The organism is Microcoleus sp. AS-A8, assembly GCA_039962225.1.
Lineage (GTDB): Bacteria > Cyanobacteriota > Cyanobacteriia > Cyanobacteriales > Coleofasciculaceae > Allocoleopsis.
In genome coordinates this window covers 40,508-57,341 of record JAMPKV010000017.1, presented here as the reverse complement: position 1 = coordinate 57,341, position 16,834 = coordinate 40,508, and the positions used below count along the sequence as shown (strand labels likewise).

Genomic DNA, 16,834 nt, shown 5'->3' with positions numbered 1-16,834 from the left:
CATCAATGCGATCGCTAATCTCCTTCTCACTCCGGCTTCTGTGCATCATTGAAGCTAGGTAATTCATCTAAGGAACATTGCAAGACCCGACATAGAGCCTGCATCTGACTAATAGTAAGCCTAGGTTCAAATCTCCCAGCTTCCCAATTACTTACACTTTGGTCAGTAACGCCTACTGCATCCGCTACTTGTTTTTGGGTCAGTCCCAGTCGTTTCCTTAGCCTCATCAGCTCACGGCCTGAGTTCATTATCCATCCTGCCACTCTGCTAAATCCTCTACCGTGAACTTCAGAATGTCACACAAGGCTTTCATCTGTTTTGGGTAGAGCTTAGGGATATGTCTGTCAGCTTCCCAGTTTTGCACAGTGGTTACAGTCACATCCAATTCAAGAGCAATTTGCCGCTGTGTCACATTCAGCGCTTCTCGTCGTTGTTTGAGCTTTTTCCCCAAACTAGTCATGAGTCAGTCTGCTAAATCCTCTAGTGTGAAGTTCAGAAGATCGCACAAGGCTTTCGTCTGTGGTAGATAGAGCTTTGGAATATATCTGCCAGCTTCCCAATTTTTCACAGTGGTTACAGTCACACCCAATTCATCAGCGACTTGCTGCTGCGTCAAATTGAGCAAATTGCGTCGTTGTTTGAGCTTTTCCCCCACACTAGCCATTGCTCAGTCTGCTGATTTCTCTCCATCCTGCCAGTCAGCTAGATCCTCGACTGTGAACTTCAAAACTTCACATAACGCTTTCATCTGTTTTGGATAGAGTTTAGGGATATGTCTGCCAGCCTCCCAGTTTTGCACAGTGATTATAGTTACACCCACTTCATCAGCAACTTTTCGCTGTGTTAAGTTGAGCGATTCTCGTTGTTGTTTGAGCTTTTCTCCCAAACTACCCATCAGTGTCTTATCCCCAGGGTTAATTTACTAAGTTGACTTAGTAAAAAGTTCCGCCTACTATGAAGGCATGATTTCAAACGGTCAGAAAGCCAGTGCGTCCCGGCGACCAACCTATCAGCACTGGCTCTGGCTCCAATTACATAAGGAGACAAGTTCATTATGCCTTACAAAGAACGTCTTACCCCTTGGGTGTTGATTCGCCTGCTGCCCAACATGCAACGATTGACGCTAAATATAGACATCTAAAGAAGAGCAGCGCTCCTTGAACTGATCAGAGCGCTCTAGAGTATCGCTGCCTTTTCTTAACCAGTTTGTAATTTTATGCAGTGCTGCGCTCACATAAGCAATCACTGCGATCGCCCTTTCTGAAGACATTACCCAGATTTTGACAATGAAACACTCCGACTGGCTGCGCCTTCAAACAGAAGGCGACAGAATCTGTGCAACCTTGCGCCAACAGGGATACAAATGCCACAAACAGACCCGACGCTTATCCTGGAAGCTTGGCAAAGAGGATCAGGAAGATTACGTTCTTACGCTTGCACCAGCACCTGTCAGCGATTGGACTTTGATACCCAACGATACCAGCCAACACCGGGAAAAGCTTTGGCAACTCATTGAACACACCCTAAGCAACCTCAGGGGTGAAGTCATAAAAACTCTGCCAAAACGTACTTCACAAACTGAAGACTACTCCCGTCCTTGGGCAATTATCCGACTCCTACCTGATGCCCGAAGGTATACAGTAGCCCGCTTTTTCAATCGTCAAGACGCGGAAGATCATCGACGCTTTCTAAAGCGCTTTATGCCTGCTGCTGAATTTGAAGTCCTCTTTGATGTTCCCGACGAACAACTTCAACAAGCAACTTACCAACAAGAAGATTAAGCCTCTTGCCAAAAGCTAGACCCCTCCCCAGCCCTCTCCTCACTAAAGCTCCGGTTAGCAAGGGGAGGGAGTAAGATTTATTTCTTCCCCATGAATAAAATTCTCTCTTTATAGTCCCCCCTTAATAAGGGGGGTTAGGGGGGTCAGATTTTGACTTTTGCAACAAGTTTATTAAACAAGAAATCAAGCAACCATGACAGCCTTATTTCGCCGCATCAACCCCGCACAAAAATTCCGCATCACCAAGCATCAAATTGCCAAATTATTGCGAATTCCAGAATCCCTAATTATCAAAATCGAATCCTGGCTCTACGTTATCTTCGTCCATCGCCTCGATAAAGGAGGACAATTCATCAGTTACCGCCAGATGGAACAATGGAAAAATGCCATTGCTTGTCAACTACAAAAATGCTCCACCCAGCAACAGCTACAACACTTGTGGAATGCAATTGAACGCGACCACACAAAACACAACTCTCAATACGCCAATTCCGTTCTGCCCTTCCTGAAAAAAATCAGGGCAAAATGCCTTTCCACAGAGGCTGAGCTTCTTCAAAACTACCTTGATGACAGCCAAACCTGCACAAATTCCATCGCCCCTGATCCACTGCAAGCACCAACCCCGCCGACTCGACCGAATATCAGAGACTTGGATTGCTAAGACTTCTGGCAACTGGGGTAAGGTAGAACTCAATACAATGGCAATGGTTGATGGCAAACAGTGGCTCTACCCAACCGATTAACGCTTCACCAAAAAGCCCAGTTCTTTTATCAGTTGGCATCTGCGCTCAACTCTGGCATGAGTGTGCAGCAGAGTTTAACCTTGATGCGTCAGAATGGGCATCCTTCATTCCAGCGCTATTTGCAACAGGTTAGTGTGGCGGTAGATGGGGGTCAAGACTTAGCTTCAGCACTGGCAGTTGACTCTGGCTATTTTGACAGTTGGACAATTAGCTTGATTCGCTTGGCAGAATATAGTGGTTCATTAGCCCAAACTTGTGAGCAATTAGCGATCGCAGCCGAAGCTCAAACCAGACGGAGACGACTGGGGCGTTCAGTGCGATTCTCAGTCATTACCACAATTTGGAGTCTACTGATTTTATCAGCCGCAATTCTTAATCCTAACGCCACAGGTCTGCTCAGACTGGAATTTTGGTTGAGAAGTTTAGCGATCGCACTACTGTTATGGGGCATCAGTTTCTTCCTTTCTCGCTATTCCAGTCAAGGTTCACGCCAACTCGCCATGAAGTTGCCGATTGTGGGTAAGCTAATTCAGGCGCGATCGCTGCTTGACTTAGCCCAGTTACGGTTACCTTTAAGTTGTGGTCTCTCCCCTCTCACCGCTGTAGAATTGCTCAAAGAGCATCTTCCAGACCCGATCATGAGAGCCAATCTCACCCGTGCTGCGCGACTCATCCGCATGGGGCAACCCCTCAGCCGTTCTCTGGAAGGTAAAGTACCGCCGACGGCGATGGAGATGATTCGCACAGGTGAAGCAACGGGCAATCTCGATACGGCACTGGAAAACGTAGCCCAATACTACGAAACAGAGTTAGAACAAGGACTAAAACTGCTACAAGCGAGTTTACGTCCCCTAAGCTTTGTGGCGATCGCAAGTTTGGTTGCCGTCGTAGGTATTCGGGGTTTAACCGTGTTGCTTGACTCACTACCCGGTTAAACCAGGATAGCGATCGCTATTCTGTTTAGCAGCCGCAAAGATTCGCTACCAATCCAAGTACACAGCCCCCCCCATATTCTCATCATCTGAACCTACAATCAGACCGCCATTCCGCCCCGGTACCAGTTCAATGGCTTCGATTTTGTGGTAGTTAAAGCGATACAGGGGAACAAGTTGAGAATTCTGGCGAAATATAATTTGCTGTTCGCGAATTCCAAATGCACCTGCCACATATAGAGCTGATGAAAAAGGCCCATCATCTCCGTTGTCTGTGGCGGAAGAGATGAACAGAACCCCGGCTGAGTCTACCTTTAGGTCGGAAATGTGGCGAACTGCTGAGAGAGGGAACGGTACTTTTAAGGGAACGGAACGGATCGAAGTAATCTGGTAAGTATTCAGGTCAAGCCGTCCCCAGTCAAGTACGGCTGGATCATCGTCTTCTCCCCGATGTGCCCATACCGCCATTAACTGCTCATCGATTTTCTGTACCGCAAATCCTTCAAAATTGCTGCCCTTGGCAATATTGGGTAAATCAAAAACGTTAAGAATTGAGATCGTTTGCTTCGAGGCATCCAAGCGGAAGTGATAAACCTTTCCCGCACTGGTAGCTGCCATAAAAGTAGGTTCAGATGTTCCAGGGACGGCAGTTAGAGATTCTAGATCGACAGGTAACGGGGCATTACTAGACCACTTTAAGGGGAAATATTGAGGTGACTCTTCACCCTTAATGGTAATAATTGCCAAACGTCCCTGATTTTTTTGTTTATTGTCATGAGCAACGAGAAAAGAATGGGAATCACTTTGCTGAGTGAGTAGCACCATCCCACTGATGCCAAACGCTATGCCACCGCGCACGGGACGCCACTGTTGGGAAAGAACGGGTTGGGGTACGAGAGAAAATGTTACCCAAGCAGCGAGGGTAATCAGGAATTTTGGAAATTGACGCATATTTTACCTGTGGGGGGCGCTCCTGAACCAAAGTCTAAAATTGCTAAAGGGTGCTGTCAAAGCCCTCACTCTCACCAGCTTGGTTAAGCGCAAAAGTGACGACTTTTTCACTCAGTCCAATACCTCGGTTTTTCATCCGCTCAATGGCTTCTTGCATAGAGAATGAGTACCCTTCCTTTTTGGCACGCAGCAAAATGCCAATAGAACCTGTGAGTAAAAGCCCATTTAATTTAGCAAAACGCCTGCCCACTGTCTCGTCGATGCAGACAGTCTTGATGCTTTCATTTATGGCTAGTTGAATCACAGCTGCCTCACCTCGATCCAGCGAAGACGTGAGCAAAGGCAGGGAAATCTCCAGAGGATTCGACCATTTCTCTAACCAAGTAGCAGCCTCAAATTCTGCTACTGCAAAACCACTGGAACCGCCTACAAGTATCTCCTGGCAGACTTCAAAAGGAACTAGCACTTGATAGTAAAGAGATTGTAGGACTTTTAAATCACCCAGAGCTGCTACAAGCGAAATGAGTGGCGCAGCATCAATTACAATTTTTTCAGTTTCAGGCATTCTCCAAGTCAGATAAAAGTTCCTCTTCTTCGAGGTCAATCATGGCTGCGCCATAACGATACAAGTTCAGCAGAAAAGTAACTCTATCTGTACCTAATAATTGAGCTGCTGTCCCCGAAGATATACGTTTCATTTCAAATAACTTGACTGCCATTGCCCATTTAGCTTCTTGCTCAAACTGTTCCCTTGTTTGTTGTAGAGCATCTGGAAGTGTAGCTGGATATTCGATTATGAGCTGTAAGGAAGTAGCTGAGTTGTACGTGTCTTCTTCAGGGTCTTTGAGGAAATCAAATGCTGGACTGCTGGCTGCTGCTCGAAGCCATTCTTGTTCGTCTATTTCTCCTTCTTCCCAATCGCTTTCTTCCTGAATTAAAGCCTGAAACCGCTCATCCTCTCGAATGCTGTCAAAATCTGAGTCAGTTTTTGCCTTCTCTCGGTATTCATCAGGACTCAGATTGATGGCTTGTCGTAAGTTCTCAATAGCTTGCTCAACATTGCCTTGAAAGGCATAACAGCAAGCTTTGTTGTACCAGGCTTCGTGGTAGTCCGGTTCGACTTCTAAGGCTTTGTTGTAGCTAGCGATCGCCTCGTCGTAGCGCCCCAAATTCACCAACGCATAACCCCGGTTGCTCCAGGCTTGGTGAAGGTCTAGTTTCATTCCTGTAGCTTTGTCAAAGCTAGCAATCGCCTCTTGAGAATATCCTAATTTCAAAAGAACAGTACCTTGGTTGTACCAGGCTTCGTACTTGTCTGGTTTAATTCCTATGGCTCTATTGAAGCTGGCGAGCGCCTTTTCCAGATATCCCAATTCCCCCAGCGCAGTACCCCGGTGGTACCAGACTTCGTACTCATTGGGTTTAATTGCAAGGGCTTTGTCGTAGCTAGCGACCGCCTCTTCTAGCCGTTCCAAGTTCCTTAACTCGATGCCTCGGTTGTACAAAGCTTCGTAGAAGTCTGGTTTGATTTTGAGTACTTTATCATAGCTAGCGAGCGCCTCTTCATGGTGTCCCAAGTCAGACAAGGCAATGCCCCGATTGTACTCAGCTTGATAGAAAGTGGGTTTCAATTCCAGAGCTTTGTCATAGCTAGCAATTGCTTCTTCATAGCATTCCAAGTCAGACAAGGCAATACCTCGGTTGTACCAGGCTTCATCTTTATCGGGTTTAATTTCAATGGCTTTGTTATAGCTAGCGATCGCCTCTTCATAGCGTCCCAATTTTCCCAGTGCAGCGCCCCGGTTGTTCCAGGCTTTGTCTTTGTCGTGTTTAATTGCAATGGCTTTATCATAGTTAGCGATCGCCTCTTCATAGCATCCTAACTTAAGCAGTGCATTGCCCCGGTTGTACCAGGCTTCGTGGTCATCAGGTTTAATTGCAATGGCTTTGTCGTAGCTGGCGATCTCTTCTTCATAAGCTCCCAAGCTAAACAGCGCAATGCCTCGGTTGTACCACGCTTCGTGAGAGTTTGGTTGAATTTGCAGGGCTTTGTCGTAACTGGCAATCGCTTCTTCATAGCGTCCCAAGTAAAACAATGCATTGCCTCGATTGTACCAGGCTTCATAGAAATTTGGTTGAATTTCTAGGGGTTTGTCGTAGCTAGCGATTGCCTCATCTAAGCGTCCTAAATTAAATAGTGCATTGCCCTGGTTGTACCAGGTATTGTCTTTATCGGGTTTATTTTCTAGAAGTTTTTCGAGGCTCGCAATTACTTCATCCTGACGTTCTAAAAGGAGGGTACTCATAGGGGTACTTCTTCGATTCAAGTTTTGCTAAATTGGTCATTAAGGTATCAATGCGATCACCCTTCACCTCCCCTTACCCTTACTATCCTCAATTAAAGCCTGAAACCGCTTATTCTTCCGCAGACAATCCAAACCTGGATCGGTTTTGGCAACTTGCCGATATTTATCTGGATTAATCTCAATCGCCTGTTCTATATAATTAACCGCTAATGTCACCTTACCCTGTCGAGCATAACAGTAACCTTTGTTATAAATAGCATTGACATGATTAGCATTAATCTCTAAAGCCTTCTCGAAATTTGCCATTGCTTCCTTGTACCGCCCCAACAAAACCAAGATATAACCCTGATTGTCCCAAGCTTCATAGTTCTCAGGCATACATTTCACGGCTTGTTCATAGCTGGCTACAGCTTCTTTCAAACGTCCCATCCGCCGCAAGATGAATCCACGATTATTCCAAGCGTGAGAGTCATTTGGCTGGATTTTTATCGCTTTTTCATAGCAAGCTAATGCCTCTTTTTGATTGCCTTGATTTGATAGTGAATTGCCGCGATTCATCCAAGACGGGACATGCTTTGGATTGATTTCTATTGCTTTGTCATAACTTGCGATCGCATCCTGTATTCTCCCCTCTGCCATCAACGTACAGCCCCGGTTGTACCACACTTCTGGGTCATCCGACTGAATGGATAGGGCTTTGTCATAGCAGGCAATAGCCCGCCGAAAGTGACCTAAGTTAAACTGTGCATTGGCTCGATTACTCCAAGCCTTATAGTAATTTGAATTAAATTTTATCGCCTTGTCATAATCAGCGATCGCATCTTGATGGCGACCCAATAACACCAGGGAATTACCCCGATTCGTCCAAGCTTCAGAGTCCTTGGGTTGAAGGGCTAAAACTTTATCAAAACTGGCAATTGCCTCTTCCTGTTTTCCCCACTCGGACAGAGAAATACCTCGATTTAACCAAATTCGCACATCCTTCGGATTCAACAGTACTGCGCGATTAAAGCTCTCAATTGACTCGGCGTAGCGCTGCAAATGCCCTAGCGTTAACCCTCGACAAGCCCAAGCCTCGGCATCATCAGGGATAAGTTTAACCGCATCATCGAAAAGAGCGATCGCGACTTCAAAATCTTGTAATTATAAACAGCGAACACCCTGTTGAAAAATGAGTTTAGCCGTGTTTGGGTCAGTCATATTGCCAATAAGCGCAATGCTCAACTATTTCAAGTAATAGCCATTTTCAACAATCCTAGGGGCGTTTCTAGTAGAGATTTCTTAGCTTCCCTTAAAAAGGGGGGGTAGGGGATCGATAGGTAAGCTCTAATACAAACTCGCCACATATTCTCCATAACCGTTATAAGGAAGCGTTGGGCGTTTTTTCCATTTCAGATCCGGCCCTTGGCTAATAAATTTCTCCGTCGCTTGTGACCAACGAGGGTGAGGTTTTTGGGGATTAACGTTGGCCTCAAAATCATATTCATGGGAATCGATAGTGTTCCAAAATGTTGCAGGCTGAGCCTCAACAAACTCAATTTTGACAATCGACTTTGCTCCCTTGAATCCATACTTCCAAGGCAACACGGCTCGAATTGGCGCACCATGCTGCTTCGGTAGCAGATGACCGTAATTGCCAATGGCAAAGAATGCCAGATCATTTGCCATTTCCTCAAGTCGCAACCCTTCCGTATAAGGCCATGGTAGCCTTTGCCCTAATGTCCAGAAAGGGCCGGCTGTGATTTTAGAATCATAATAAGAAATAAACCTGACAAACTTTGCTTTATCCATTGGCTCGACCGCCGCAATGAGCGATTTCATGGGGAATCCAATCCAGGGAATCACCATCGACCAAGCTTCGACACAGCGAAAGCGATAGAGGCGCTCTTCCATGGGAAAAGCTTTCTGCAAATCATCTAAATCATAAGTGCGCGGATTCTTCACCAAACCCCTCACCTCAACTTTCCAGTCTTCGGTTGGCAATGCCTGAGCCGCTTGCCAAATGGATTTGGTCATGCCGAACTCATAGTAGTTGTTATACTGTCCTGCCAGAATTTGCTCTGTAGTCGGTCGGTCAACCTCAGAAAAAGCGGGATTACGCTTAGCCTCTAAACTGGCGGTATCCAGAGTTACGGCTAATTTGCTATTGACTTCCTCTCTCTTCTCACAGCCGAGAATTGGCATCAGGCTTGCTCCGATACCAGCCCCCATCAGGGTTTTCAGGAATCGACGACGATTGAGATAGGCGGATTCTGGGGTAACGTCTCGCTCTGGGATTTCCCAGGATTTAGGCACGCGGATAATTGTCATTGGATATAAAGAAGCTTACGGCTGAAGTTGATTGCTCCTGTAGGCATGGAAGCAATCTGGCGATCCTTTAGAATCGTGTTACTGCTTAGATCCTATCGTTTCTGCCTCACTCGCAGGGGTTGGCAAAAAACAACCCACCCTTAATCAGGGTGGGCTGAACTTCAGTTATGGTAGGCGGCTAAACATCTAAGTCACCATAGCCTGGACAGGCAAAATGCCCCTTCCACAAGAAAGCTACGACTCATTCAGTTGTAAGTTAAACAAGCAAACGCTTAAAGCTCTTACTCTCTCCTTAGCGAGACCAAGATGAAGGAGTATATGCGGTGCCCTTACGGCAGGCTGGAGATGCACCAGCGTCAGGAAGTTGGCTCACATTGTAGTCCTGACCGTTAACTGTGATACTTCCAGAAGCACCCTTTATAGTCCCAAATCCGCAGGCGTTGATGGAAACTCGTCGAGTGGTGGGCGTTGGAATCCCTACAGCCACGCTTTGACTTGGCGTAAATCCTACTACCACAACCTTGCCTTCAGCCGTTTTGAAGTCAGTTGTCCGGGCTTCTGTAAATTGCCCATTTTTACAGCTAGGTAAACTTTGAGTGGGCAAGTTGGCAATCGTTAATGTTTTCGTGCCTACTTGTACCGTTGCAGGGGAAGTTTTAGGTAAAGTAATCTTGACTTCTCCACAACTCCCAGCCACTACAGCTTTGTTGCGTACACGGGCACCTAACCCGACTTCAACCTTGCTGCTTGCAGGAGCGCTGATGATTACATCCTGCCCAACCCGATACACTTTATTCGAGCCAAAGGGAATTGCCCCACCCGGTAATGCGGCGAAAGCCAATGCACTCAAACTCACAAGTGAAGCTTTTGCAAATTCTTGTAGATGTCCCATAGTTCTTCTGTACTGCCTTTTGACGTGGTTGTAGCTATCTTAAAAAGCTTCCCTTTGAATCAAAAACAGGTAAATTACGGAAAATTTTCTAGGCGCGGTGAGAAACTATTCCGAATATTTACTGATGAAAAAAAATTCCTCTAATGGCAGACAGCACTATCGCAGGACTAGCCTTTTTAGATAACATTTGAGCGGAATGCACGATTTAACTAGCTTTTTGGCTATCTAGTAATACGTCTCTCCAAAAGTAAAGAGACATTAAATGTATTGCTTTACACTCTTTTTTCAAAATTTTTATGCTAAGTCACGTCTCCTGACTTTTCTGTTGACCAAAGGAACATTAGGAGGGGTGGAGACGACAGGAGATTCTGATGGTCTCCCAATTGGGTAGTCTCTTTTAGCTCCCTCTCTTCCTCGTATGAGTTCCGGTGAAAAGGGGAGAAGCCAGATGTTGCTTGCGCTCTTTGTTCTGTGGAGAGCTGGGGTATCTCCCGGTGTTAAATCTCACGCTACCGAAGAGTATTGAGATCCCAGTCAGCTTGAAGGTAAAGCTTCAGACAAAATGAAAATCAGCAAAATGTTAATTTTTATTATCGTAATTGCGCTCAGCTGCGTTTTTGCGATCGCATACGGCTTCTCAGCCAAGAGTAATGCTCAAACTCCCAGTAAAGCTGCCGCCTCAAAAATTGTTATTAATCAAGTTGGCTACTATCCTAATACTACTAAGACAGCTCTATTGCTCAATTTGAGCGCTCCCCAACCGGGCAAAGTCCAACTGGTTAGCAACAGAACTAAACGGGCTGTTTTTGAAACTGAATTGAGCGCACCGCAACAAGATGCCGCCAGTCAGGATATCATCCAGACTATTGATTTTTCCAAATTTAATAAAGAAGGTTCTTATTACCTAAAATCCGGCGATATTAAGTCCTATCCTTTCCAGATTGGGAAAAACATCTATCGAGAATCCTTGAGCAAACTCCTGCGTTCTTACTACTTGCAGCGGTGCGGTGTTGCTGTAAGAGATTCGGCGAGTGGGGTGAATCATCCCCCCTGCCATATCAGCGATGGACTGGTTGCTCATACAGATGCCTTCAATCAAGATGGGAAGCCAAAACGCGCTACAGGTGGCTGGCATGATGCTGGGGATTACGGCAAATATGTTGGGCCAACTGCCGTGACTGTTGGTCGATTGTTAAGCCTGTACGAGCAATATCCTAATTTATTTAGCGATCGCCAACTTGCCATTCCTGAGAGTGGGAATCGTCGTCCCGACATCCTGGATGAAGTTAAAGTTGGATTGGATTGGATGCTGACGATGCAACGGGAGGATGGCGCTGTTTACCGCAAGCTCTCAGGAAAAGAGTGGCCTGGAGCAATTGTGCCCCATGAAGATAAACAACCCCGATATCTCTATGGCATCTCTACTCCAGAAACGGCCAAGTTTGCCGCTGCAATGGCAATGGCGAATAGAATTTATGCACCCTATGACGCTAAATTTGCTCAGAACTGTTTGAAAGCAGCTCAGAAAGCTTGGAGTTTTCTACAAACAGAACCCTCAACGAAAGTAGATTGGGTTCAAGGGGACGATAACGGTTCTGGTGGATACCTAAATCAGTCTCCTGAAGGTCGTCTGCAAACAGATACAAATGATAGGCTTTGGGCTGCCGCAGAATTGTTAATTACTACGGGTAACTCAGCCTTTGAGCAATACCTAACTCAAAACATCGCTTCTTGGACTTATAGCCTCTATGAATGGAGTGACCCTTCTCCTTTGGGCATGACTGACTATCTGATGCTGACAGGTCGGAAAGGTTCAGATCCTCTAAAACAACAAATTAAGGAAAAGCTCCTACAACGGGCAGACTCTCTGATGCAAAAGGTTGCTTCTAGTGGCTACCGTTTGGCTAATCAAGATTTCATCTGGGCTTCTAATAAAAGGGCGGCTGAAGAGGGAATCACTCTACTTTATGCCTATCGTCTCACAGGCAATCAAGACTACTTGAAAGCCGCCGTTGACCAGTTGGATTATCTAGTAGGACGAAATCATTTTAATAAATCCTTCATTACGGGGGTAGGCTCCAACTCGGTGCGGAACGTACATCACCGGATAGCACAAGCCAAAAAAATCGTAATTCCCGGTTTAATGGTGGGTGGGCCTAATGCTAAGGCGGAGGATGGAATTGCACCAAAAGGGTTGGGGCCGTTGAGCTATCTCGATGATGAACGGTCTTATGCCACAAATGAATATGCGATTGATTACAATGCTTCTGTGATTGGACTAATGGGAATGTTAATGGCAGAGGCGAATTGAATTCCACATTTTCAGAAGGGGCACGGCATGAGCACTATCGGGCCTAAGCCGAAATATTATGCTCGCCGTGCCTTTACCAAAGATGGATGGGTTTTGGGCTATCCCCCTTAACTCATCTAAAATTATGAATTTAGATTTGCTGAGACCAAACCCAAACAAGATTAACCGATGTTGACTTTAACGACTTTAGTCTTTTCGGCTTCAACTTTTGGTAAAGTCAAGCTCAAGATGCCATTCTTGTAATCCGCTTTAACTTTGTCATTTTGAATGGGAGTCGGTAACGGAATGACTCGCCGAAATTGACCGTAGCGGAATTCGCTGCGAGTAACGCCTTTTTCCTCCGACTGAATTTCAGATTGGCGTTCCCCGCTAATTGATACGGCTTCAGCCGTCACATGCACATCCAAATCTTTCGCCTCCATGCCAGGAATTTCCAGTTTTAACTGAATCGCTTCTGGAGTTTCGTGGATTTCAGCAGGAGGGATAAAGGCAACCCCCATGTTTTCATTGGTGGTAGGGGCGGGTGAAAGACTATCAAACAAACGGTTCATTTCCCGTTGTAGGCTGTCAATTTCTCGGAAAGGTTCCCAACGAATCAGTGCCATAGCTGTTTCCTCTTAGTTTGATGTTGTGGTTTCAGAGAATACAGTTCTGAATCTCTGTTTCTGATATTTAGAGTATTGCAAAGGGCAGAGTTCATCAATTCGGCTTTGACGAGCGAGTTGTTCGTAATTCCCGAACTCAGGTTGACCCTTGAAAAGCCATTAGTTCTACTTGTGTGTAATTTGCCGTACTTTGATTAAAGCCAACAGGTTGCCCCCTTGAGAAGAGGAGCGACACCAGGTTCGGATGAGCGATCGCAAGAATGTTGTTAAAATAATATGTATTCACATCAGCTCTCTCTAACATTATTGGTATATGTAGCCATAGAGGTCGAGCTTTAATTAATATCAGCGCACGGCAACCAAGAATAAAAAAAAATTAAATACAGGGAGCAGTTTGCCATGATACGTCAAATCCTTCTCATTTTAGGAACCACAGCAGTACTCACGGGTTTAGCCTCAACAGCCAACGCTCAGTCCACTAGCCCGTCTAGATCAAACAACAGTTCAGTGACGCTGTCGGGTCAATCTCTGCGTACTGTGGAAAATCGCTCGGTCTCCGACGATTTCCAAAACTTTTTCAGTGGAGCTTCCCAGGGAGGAGAATATCCTACGACAACGAATGTGGGTAGAGTGAGGCAATCTCCCTCAAGCTCCCCCATTGGTGATGGGGTAGAAGTGATTTTCAATGATACTCTCGATCCCAATAATCCCCTCAGCTTCCCCAATTCGGGATATACGAATGACAGCAGACAGCTAAGGGTACTCGTTCGTTGAGGCGGAAGTTGACCGATTAACAGAGTCAATATGCGCTCGAAGTGTACAAGGGTGGGCCAATATACGTTAGCCCATCCTTCGATTTCTAGTTTTCGATTTCTAGTTGTGGAGGGTCAACCCGTCTGCATGACCTATAGCAAAAGGCAGAAGGCAGAAGGCACAGGGCTTTTATATTTATTACTGGCACATCGTCGTTTCAACCGTTAAAGCGGTCCTAACCTTTATGGCGACAGCTATATATAAATGTATCCCCCATGACCCCTGCTAATGAAAGAACCGTCGTGCTGAGGCACGGCAAGAACTTTTATCGCAGTAGCAGCACCAGAACCGCTCCACTCAGCACCATTGTTTTTCAAGAAGCTAATGGGCACAAAAAACATCAATTAAGTCTGTCCCATCATCGAAATTGACAAAAATTATTTAGAGCTGTAATGCTCTGTGAATCAGCTTTCCAGTAATGTATAGCCCAAGTATTTCCTCTAAATTAGCCATTTTGCCCGTGACATCGAAACCATTTTCATCACTACCGTGCTACATTAGTAAGTGAGAATAAATTCGGTTGCAGTGTTTGTTGATAGTATTAATCGGCTTTTCCCTTTTGGTCTTGGCAGGCTTCTCTCCGAACTCTAAATCTCTACACCCCTCAGATTTTGGAGAAAATCTATGTCAATTTATGTAGGCAACTTGTCTTACGACGTTACGCAAGAAGACCTTAATGGTGTTTTTGCAGAGTATGGTTCGGTCAAGCGGGTTCAGCTACCCACTGACCGTGAAACAGGTCGTGTACGCGGCTTTGCTTTTGTGGAAATGGGAGCAGAGTCTGAAGAAACAGCTGCCATTGATGCACTTGATGGTGCTGAATGGATGGGTCGTGACCTGAAAGTTAATAAGGCCAAGCCTCGTGAAGACAGAGGGTCTTTTGGTGGTGGTGGTGGAAACCGAGGAAACAACAGTTTCTCTCGCCGCTAATAAGCTCAATGGCTCTCGCGCTAGCGAGTCCGTCTTTGCCTTGCTAAGCTATGCAGGGCTAACTCACAATTAAGCTGAATCAGTCTCATGACTGGATTCAACTGCTAAAAGGTTTAGGCATAAAAGCTTAAGCCTTTTTTGTGTGACATAGAAAGAGAACGCAAGAAAAATCCCCCAGCAGGAGCAGGGAGACAATCTCGAAGATAATAGCCTGTTGGGTTCCTGAAGTGGGAATGCCTATTTCAACAGCGCATGAAGGAATTCAATCCCCCATAGGTAACGAGTTAGTTAGACGGGTTATGGCGTTTGACAAAATTGATAGCTTTATCGGCTTGAGCCGCAGACATTTTTGTGCTCGAGCCGATTTTCAGATATTTGCACTCAGTGGTTTGTGATGTCATAGCTCGACGTGTACTCCAAAGAGGTTGTAATTATACTTATTGTTCCCACTGAGGAGTGGGGGGTATCAGCAAGCTTTGAAAAAAGAATTGCATAAGGTCAGCTCCCCTAGCAATAAATTGTTTCAAAAAGGGGGTAATCAACCCAGATTTGCTATAACACGGCTGTTGGAAACTATTAGTACTATAGGTACTAACAATCGCCAGCTAAACCATGACCGATCGCGCACCTGCCTATATTCTCGCCCTCGACCTTGGTACTACAGGCAATCGGGCAATTCTGTTCAATGCTGAAGGCGCAATTGTTAGCCAAGCGTATAAAGAACTGACTCAGTATTACCCGCAACCTGGTTGGTTAGAACATGACCCCAGAGCTATTTGGGAAGATACGTTGTGGGCAATGCAGACAGCATTGCAAAAGGCGGGGGTAGCAGCTTCTGCTGTTGCGGCAATTGGAATTAGCGTGCAGCGAGAAACCTGCTTGTTATGGGACAAAACTACAGGACGACCCTTGCATAATGCGATTGTATGGCAAGACCGTCGCACGGCACCCCTGTGCCATCAATTAGCTAAGCAGGGTTATGCCGCTGAAATTAGCGATCGCACAGGCTTAATCCTCGATGCCTACTTCTCTGCTACTAAGTTGGCTTGGTTACTAGAGCATATTCAAGGGCAGCAAGACCCCTCTATTGACCTCGATAACGTCCTGGCTGGAACCATTGATACTTGGATTCTCTGGAACTTGACAGGAGAACAGGTTCATGCAACAGAACACAGTAATGCCAGCCGCACGATGTTGATGAATCTGGCAGAACAGCAATGGGATAGCAAGTTGTTAGAACTTTTTGGCATTCCACGGCATTTGATGCCGAAGATTCAGCCAAGTTTGGGGTTGTTTGGTTACACCCAGCCTGAGGTATTGGGAGATGCGGTACCGATTACCGCAATGTTGGGCGACCAGCAGTCGGCCTTATTTGCTCATGGTTGCAATCGCCCTGGTTTGCTGAAGTGTACCTACGGGACGGGATGTTTTCTCATTGCTCATACGGGTGAACAGTTGCCGCGATCTGCGCGACGCTTCGGCAACGCCAAGGGCGAACGCAGCAGCGCTTCGCTATCGCAAAATCAGCTCCTCTCCACTATCGCTTGGACACAGCCAGAGATTGAGAGGAGGCAAGTCGGAGAAAATTCTCTCCATTCCTCGGATTACAAGGTCGGCTATGCCTTGGAAGGCAGTATCTTCACAACAGGAGCTTGTATTCAGTGGTTGCGAGATGGGATTAAGCTGATTACGGCGGCGGCGGATACAGAACTAATGGCGCAGCGAGTGGCAGATACCGGTGGTGTTTACTTTGTCCCGGCGCTGAGTGGATTAGGTGCGCCCCACTGGGATATGAGTGCCAGAGGAGCGTTCTTTGGTATTACAGGCGGGGTGCAACGGGAACACATGGTGCGATCGGTACTAGAGGCGATCGCATACCAAGTCAAAGAAGTCGTACAGGCTATTAATCAAGATACCAGTACTGAAATTGCTCGGTTAAAAGTAGATGGAGGAGCCTGTCAGAATAACTTCTTAATGCAATTTCAAGCGGATGTCTTGGGTATTCCTGTAGAACGTCCAAAAGTCCTAGATGCCTCAGCTCAAGGAGCAGCCTTTGCGGCTGGCTTGGCGGTGGGATTTTGGCAAGATTATGCGGCACTCACGTCAAGCCGCCAAATTGATCGCGTTTTCCAGCCCGGTGAAGGGGTTACCCAGGCGCAGGGGAGTTTTCCAACCTGGCTCGAAGCGGTTAAAAGAGCTAAGCACTGGGCACAATAACACTTTCAGAGGACGCCAAGACGTGGCGGCAGACAAATGATAG

Annotated in this window: 20 protein-coding genes; 7 read left to right on the top strand and 13 right to left on the bottom strand. The window is 46.2% G+C overall.

Features of this window, described 5'->3' with window-relative positions; genetic code table 11:
• Nucleotides 1-26: 26 nt before the first annotated feature.
• From NDI48_23410 to NDI48_23390, 5 genes are all read right to left on the bottom strand, one after another.
• A complete protein-coding gene (locus NDI48_23410; protein MEP0834116.1) occupies nucleotides 27-248 on the bottom strand; it encodes a helix-turn-helix domain-containing protein in 222 nt (73 codons plus the stop codon).
• Nucleotides 248-460, bottom strand: coding sequence for a helix-turn-helix domain-containing protein (locus NDI48_23405; GenBank protein ID MEP0834115.1), 213 nt, complete (start codon nucleotides 458-460; stop codon nucleotides 248-250). The genes NDI48_23410 and NDI48_23405 overlap by 1 nt, the downstream gene beginning before the upstream one ends.
• A gap of 3 nt (nucleotides 461-463) precedes the next feature.
• Nucleotides 464-664 carry a helix-turn-helix domain-containing protein gene (locus tag NDI48_23400; protein ID MEP0834114.1) on the bottom strand — a complete coding sequence of 67 codons (201 nt, stop codon included), beginning with the start codon at nucleotides 662-664 and terminating at the stop codon, nucleotides 464-466.
• A gap of 3 nt (nucleotides 665-667) precedes the next feature.
• The gene (locus tag NDI48_23395; GenBank protein MEP0834113.1) at nucleotides 668-895 is read right to left on the bottom strand and encodes a helix-turn-helix domain-containing protein; all 228 of its coding nucleotides are present in this window, start codon (nucleotides 893-895) and stop codon (nucleotides 668-670) included.
• A 228-nt stretch (nucleotides 896-1,123) separates the two neighbouring features.
• On the bottom strand, nucleotides 1,124-1,270 hold the full coding sequence (locus NDI48_23390) for a hypothetical protein (GenBank protein MEP0834112.1): 147 nt from the start codon (nucleotides 1,268-1,270) through the stop codon (nucleotides 1,124-1,126).
• 16 nt (nucleotides 1,271-1,286) lie between these two features.
• On the opposite strand from NDI48_23390, the gene NDI48_23385 reads away from it, so the two are divergent.
• The 3 genes from NDI48_23385 (at nucleotide 1,287) to NDI48_23375 (ending at nucleotide 3,459) form a co-directional block, all read left to right on the top strand.
• Nucleotides 1,287-1,781: a hypothetical protein gene (locus tag NDI48_23385; protein ID MEP0834111.1), complete on the top strand. Its 495-nt coding sequence runs from the start codon at nucleotides 1,287-1,289 to the stop codon at nucleotides 1,779-1,781.
• A 193-nt stretch (nucleotides 1,782-1,974) separates the two neighbouring features.
• Nucleotides 1,975-2,442: a hypothetical protein gene (locus NDI48_23380; protein ID MEP0834110.1), complete on the top strand. Its 468-nt coding sequence runs from the start codon at nucleotides 1,975-1,977 to the stop codon at nucleotides 2,440-2,442.
• Nucleotides 2,443-2,502: 60 nt separating this feature from the next.
• Nucleotides 2,503-3,459 (top strand): type II secretion system F family protein, encoded by a 957-nt coding sequence (locus NDI48_23375; GenBank protein ID MEP0834109.1) that lies wholly within the window; start codon nucleotides 2,503-2,505, stop codon nucleotides 3,457-3,459.
• A gap of 45 nt (nucleotides 3,460-3,504) precedes the next feature.
• Here the strand turns inward: NDI48_23375 and NDI48_23370 are convergent, their stop codons facing one another.
• The 6 genes from NDI48_23370 to NDI48_23345 form a co-directional block, all read right to left on the bottom strand.
• Complete coding sequence (locus NDI48_23370) at nucleotides 3,505-4,407, bottom strand: hypothetical protein (protein MEP0834108.1); 903 nt, start codon at nucleotides 4,405-4,407, stop codon at nucleotides 3,505-3,507.
• Between the two features lie 43 nt (nucleotides 4,408-4,450).
• The gene (locus NDI48_23365; protein MEP0834107.1) at nucleotides 4,451-4,972 is read right to left on the bottom strand and encodes a DUF3368 domain-containing protein; all 522 of its coding nucleotides are present in this window, start codon (nucleotides 4,970-4,972) and stop codon (nucleotides 4,451-4,453) included.
• Nucleotides 4,965-6,713, bottom strand: coding sequence for a tetratricopeptide repeat protein (locus tag NDI48_23360; GenBank protein MEP0834106.1), 1,749 nt, complete (start codon nucleotides 6,711-6,713; stop codon nucleotides 4,965-4,967). Before NDI48_23360 ends, NDI48_23365 begins: the two co-directional genes overlap by 8 nt.
• A 63-nt stretch (nucleotides 6,714-6,776) precedes the next feature.
• Nucleotides 6,777-7,805 carry a tetratricopeptide repeat protein gene (locus NDI48_23355; GenBank protein ID MEP0834105.1) on the bottom strand — a complete coding sequence of 343 codons (1,029 nt, stop codon included), beginning with the start codon at nucleotides 7,803-7,805 and terminating at the stop codon, nucleotides 6,777-6,779.
• A 234-nt stretch (nucleotides 7,806-8,039) separates the two neighbouring features.
• Nucleotides 8,040-9,023 (bottom strand): protein-methionine-sulfoxide reductase catalytic subunit MsrP, encoded by a 984-nt coding sequence (msrP, locus tag NDI48_23350; GenBank protein MEP0834104.1) that lies wholly within the window; start codon nucleotides 9,021-9,023, stop codon nucleotides 8,040-8,042.
• 292 nt (nucleotides 9,024-9,315) lie between these two features.
• Nucleotides 9,316-9,915 carry a hypothetical protein gene (locus NDI48_23345; protein MEP0834103.1) on the bottom strand — a complete coding sequence of 200 codons (600 nt, stop codon included), beginning with the start codon at nucleotides 9,913-9,915 and terminating at the stop codon, nucleotides 9,316-9,318.
• 562 nt (nucleotides 9,916-10,477) lie between these two features.
• Here NDI48_23345 and NDI48_23340 point away from each other — a divergent pair.
• Complete coding sequence (locus tag NDI48_23340; GenBank protein ID MEP0834102.1) at nucleotides 10,478-12,226, top strand: glycoside hydrolase family 9 protein; 1,749 nt, start codon at nucleotides 10,478-10,480, stop codon at nucleotides 12,224-12,226.
• A gap of 161 nt (nucleotides 12,227-12,387) precedes the next feature.
• Here NDI48_23340 and NDI48_23335 read toward each other — a convergent pair whose 3' ends face one another.
• Both NDI48_23335 and NDI48_23330 read right to left on the bottom strand, forming a co-directional pair.
• Nucleotides 12,388-12,831: an Hsp20/alpha crystallin family protein gene (locus NDI48_23335; protein ID MEP0834101.1), complete on the bottom strand. Its 444-nt coding sequence runs from the start codon at nucleotides 12,829-12,831 to the stop codon at nucleotides 12,388-12,390.
• 136 nt (nucleotides 12,832-12,967) lie between these two features.
• Complete coding sequence (locus NDI48_23330; GenBank protein ID MEP0834100.1) at nucleotides 12,968-13,117, bottom strand: hypothetical protein; 150 nt, start codon at nucleotides 13,115-13,117, stop codon at nucleotides 12,968-12,970.
• Between the two features lie 113 nt (nucleotides 13,118-13,230).
• Here NDI48_23330 and NDI48_23325 point away from each other — a divergent pair, with 113 nt between their 5' ends.
• From NDI48_23325 to glpK, 3 genes are all read left to right on the top strand, one after another.
• On the top strand, nucleotides 13,231-13,605 hold the full coding sequence (locus NDI48_23325) for a hypothetical protein (GenBank protein ID MEP0834099.1): 375 nt from the start codon (nucleotides 13,231-13,233) through the stop codon (nucleotides 13,603-13,605).
• 663 nt (nucleotides 13,606-14,268) lie between these two features.
• On the top strand, nucleotides 14,269-14,574 hold the full coding sequence (locus NDI48_23320; protein ID MEP0834098.1) for an RNA-binding protein: 306 nt from the start codon (nucleotides 14,269-14,271) through the stop codon (nucleotides 14,572-14,574).
• A 612-nt stretch (nucleotides 14,575-15,186) separates the two neighbouring features.
• Complete coding sequence (glpK, locus tag NDI48_23315; protein ID MEP0834097.1) at nucleotides 15,187-16,791, top strand: glycerol kinase GlpK; 1,605 nt, start codon at nucleotides 15,187-15,189, stop codon at nucleotides 16,789-16,791.
• Nucleotides 16,792-16,834: the final 43 nt, after the last annotated feature.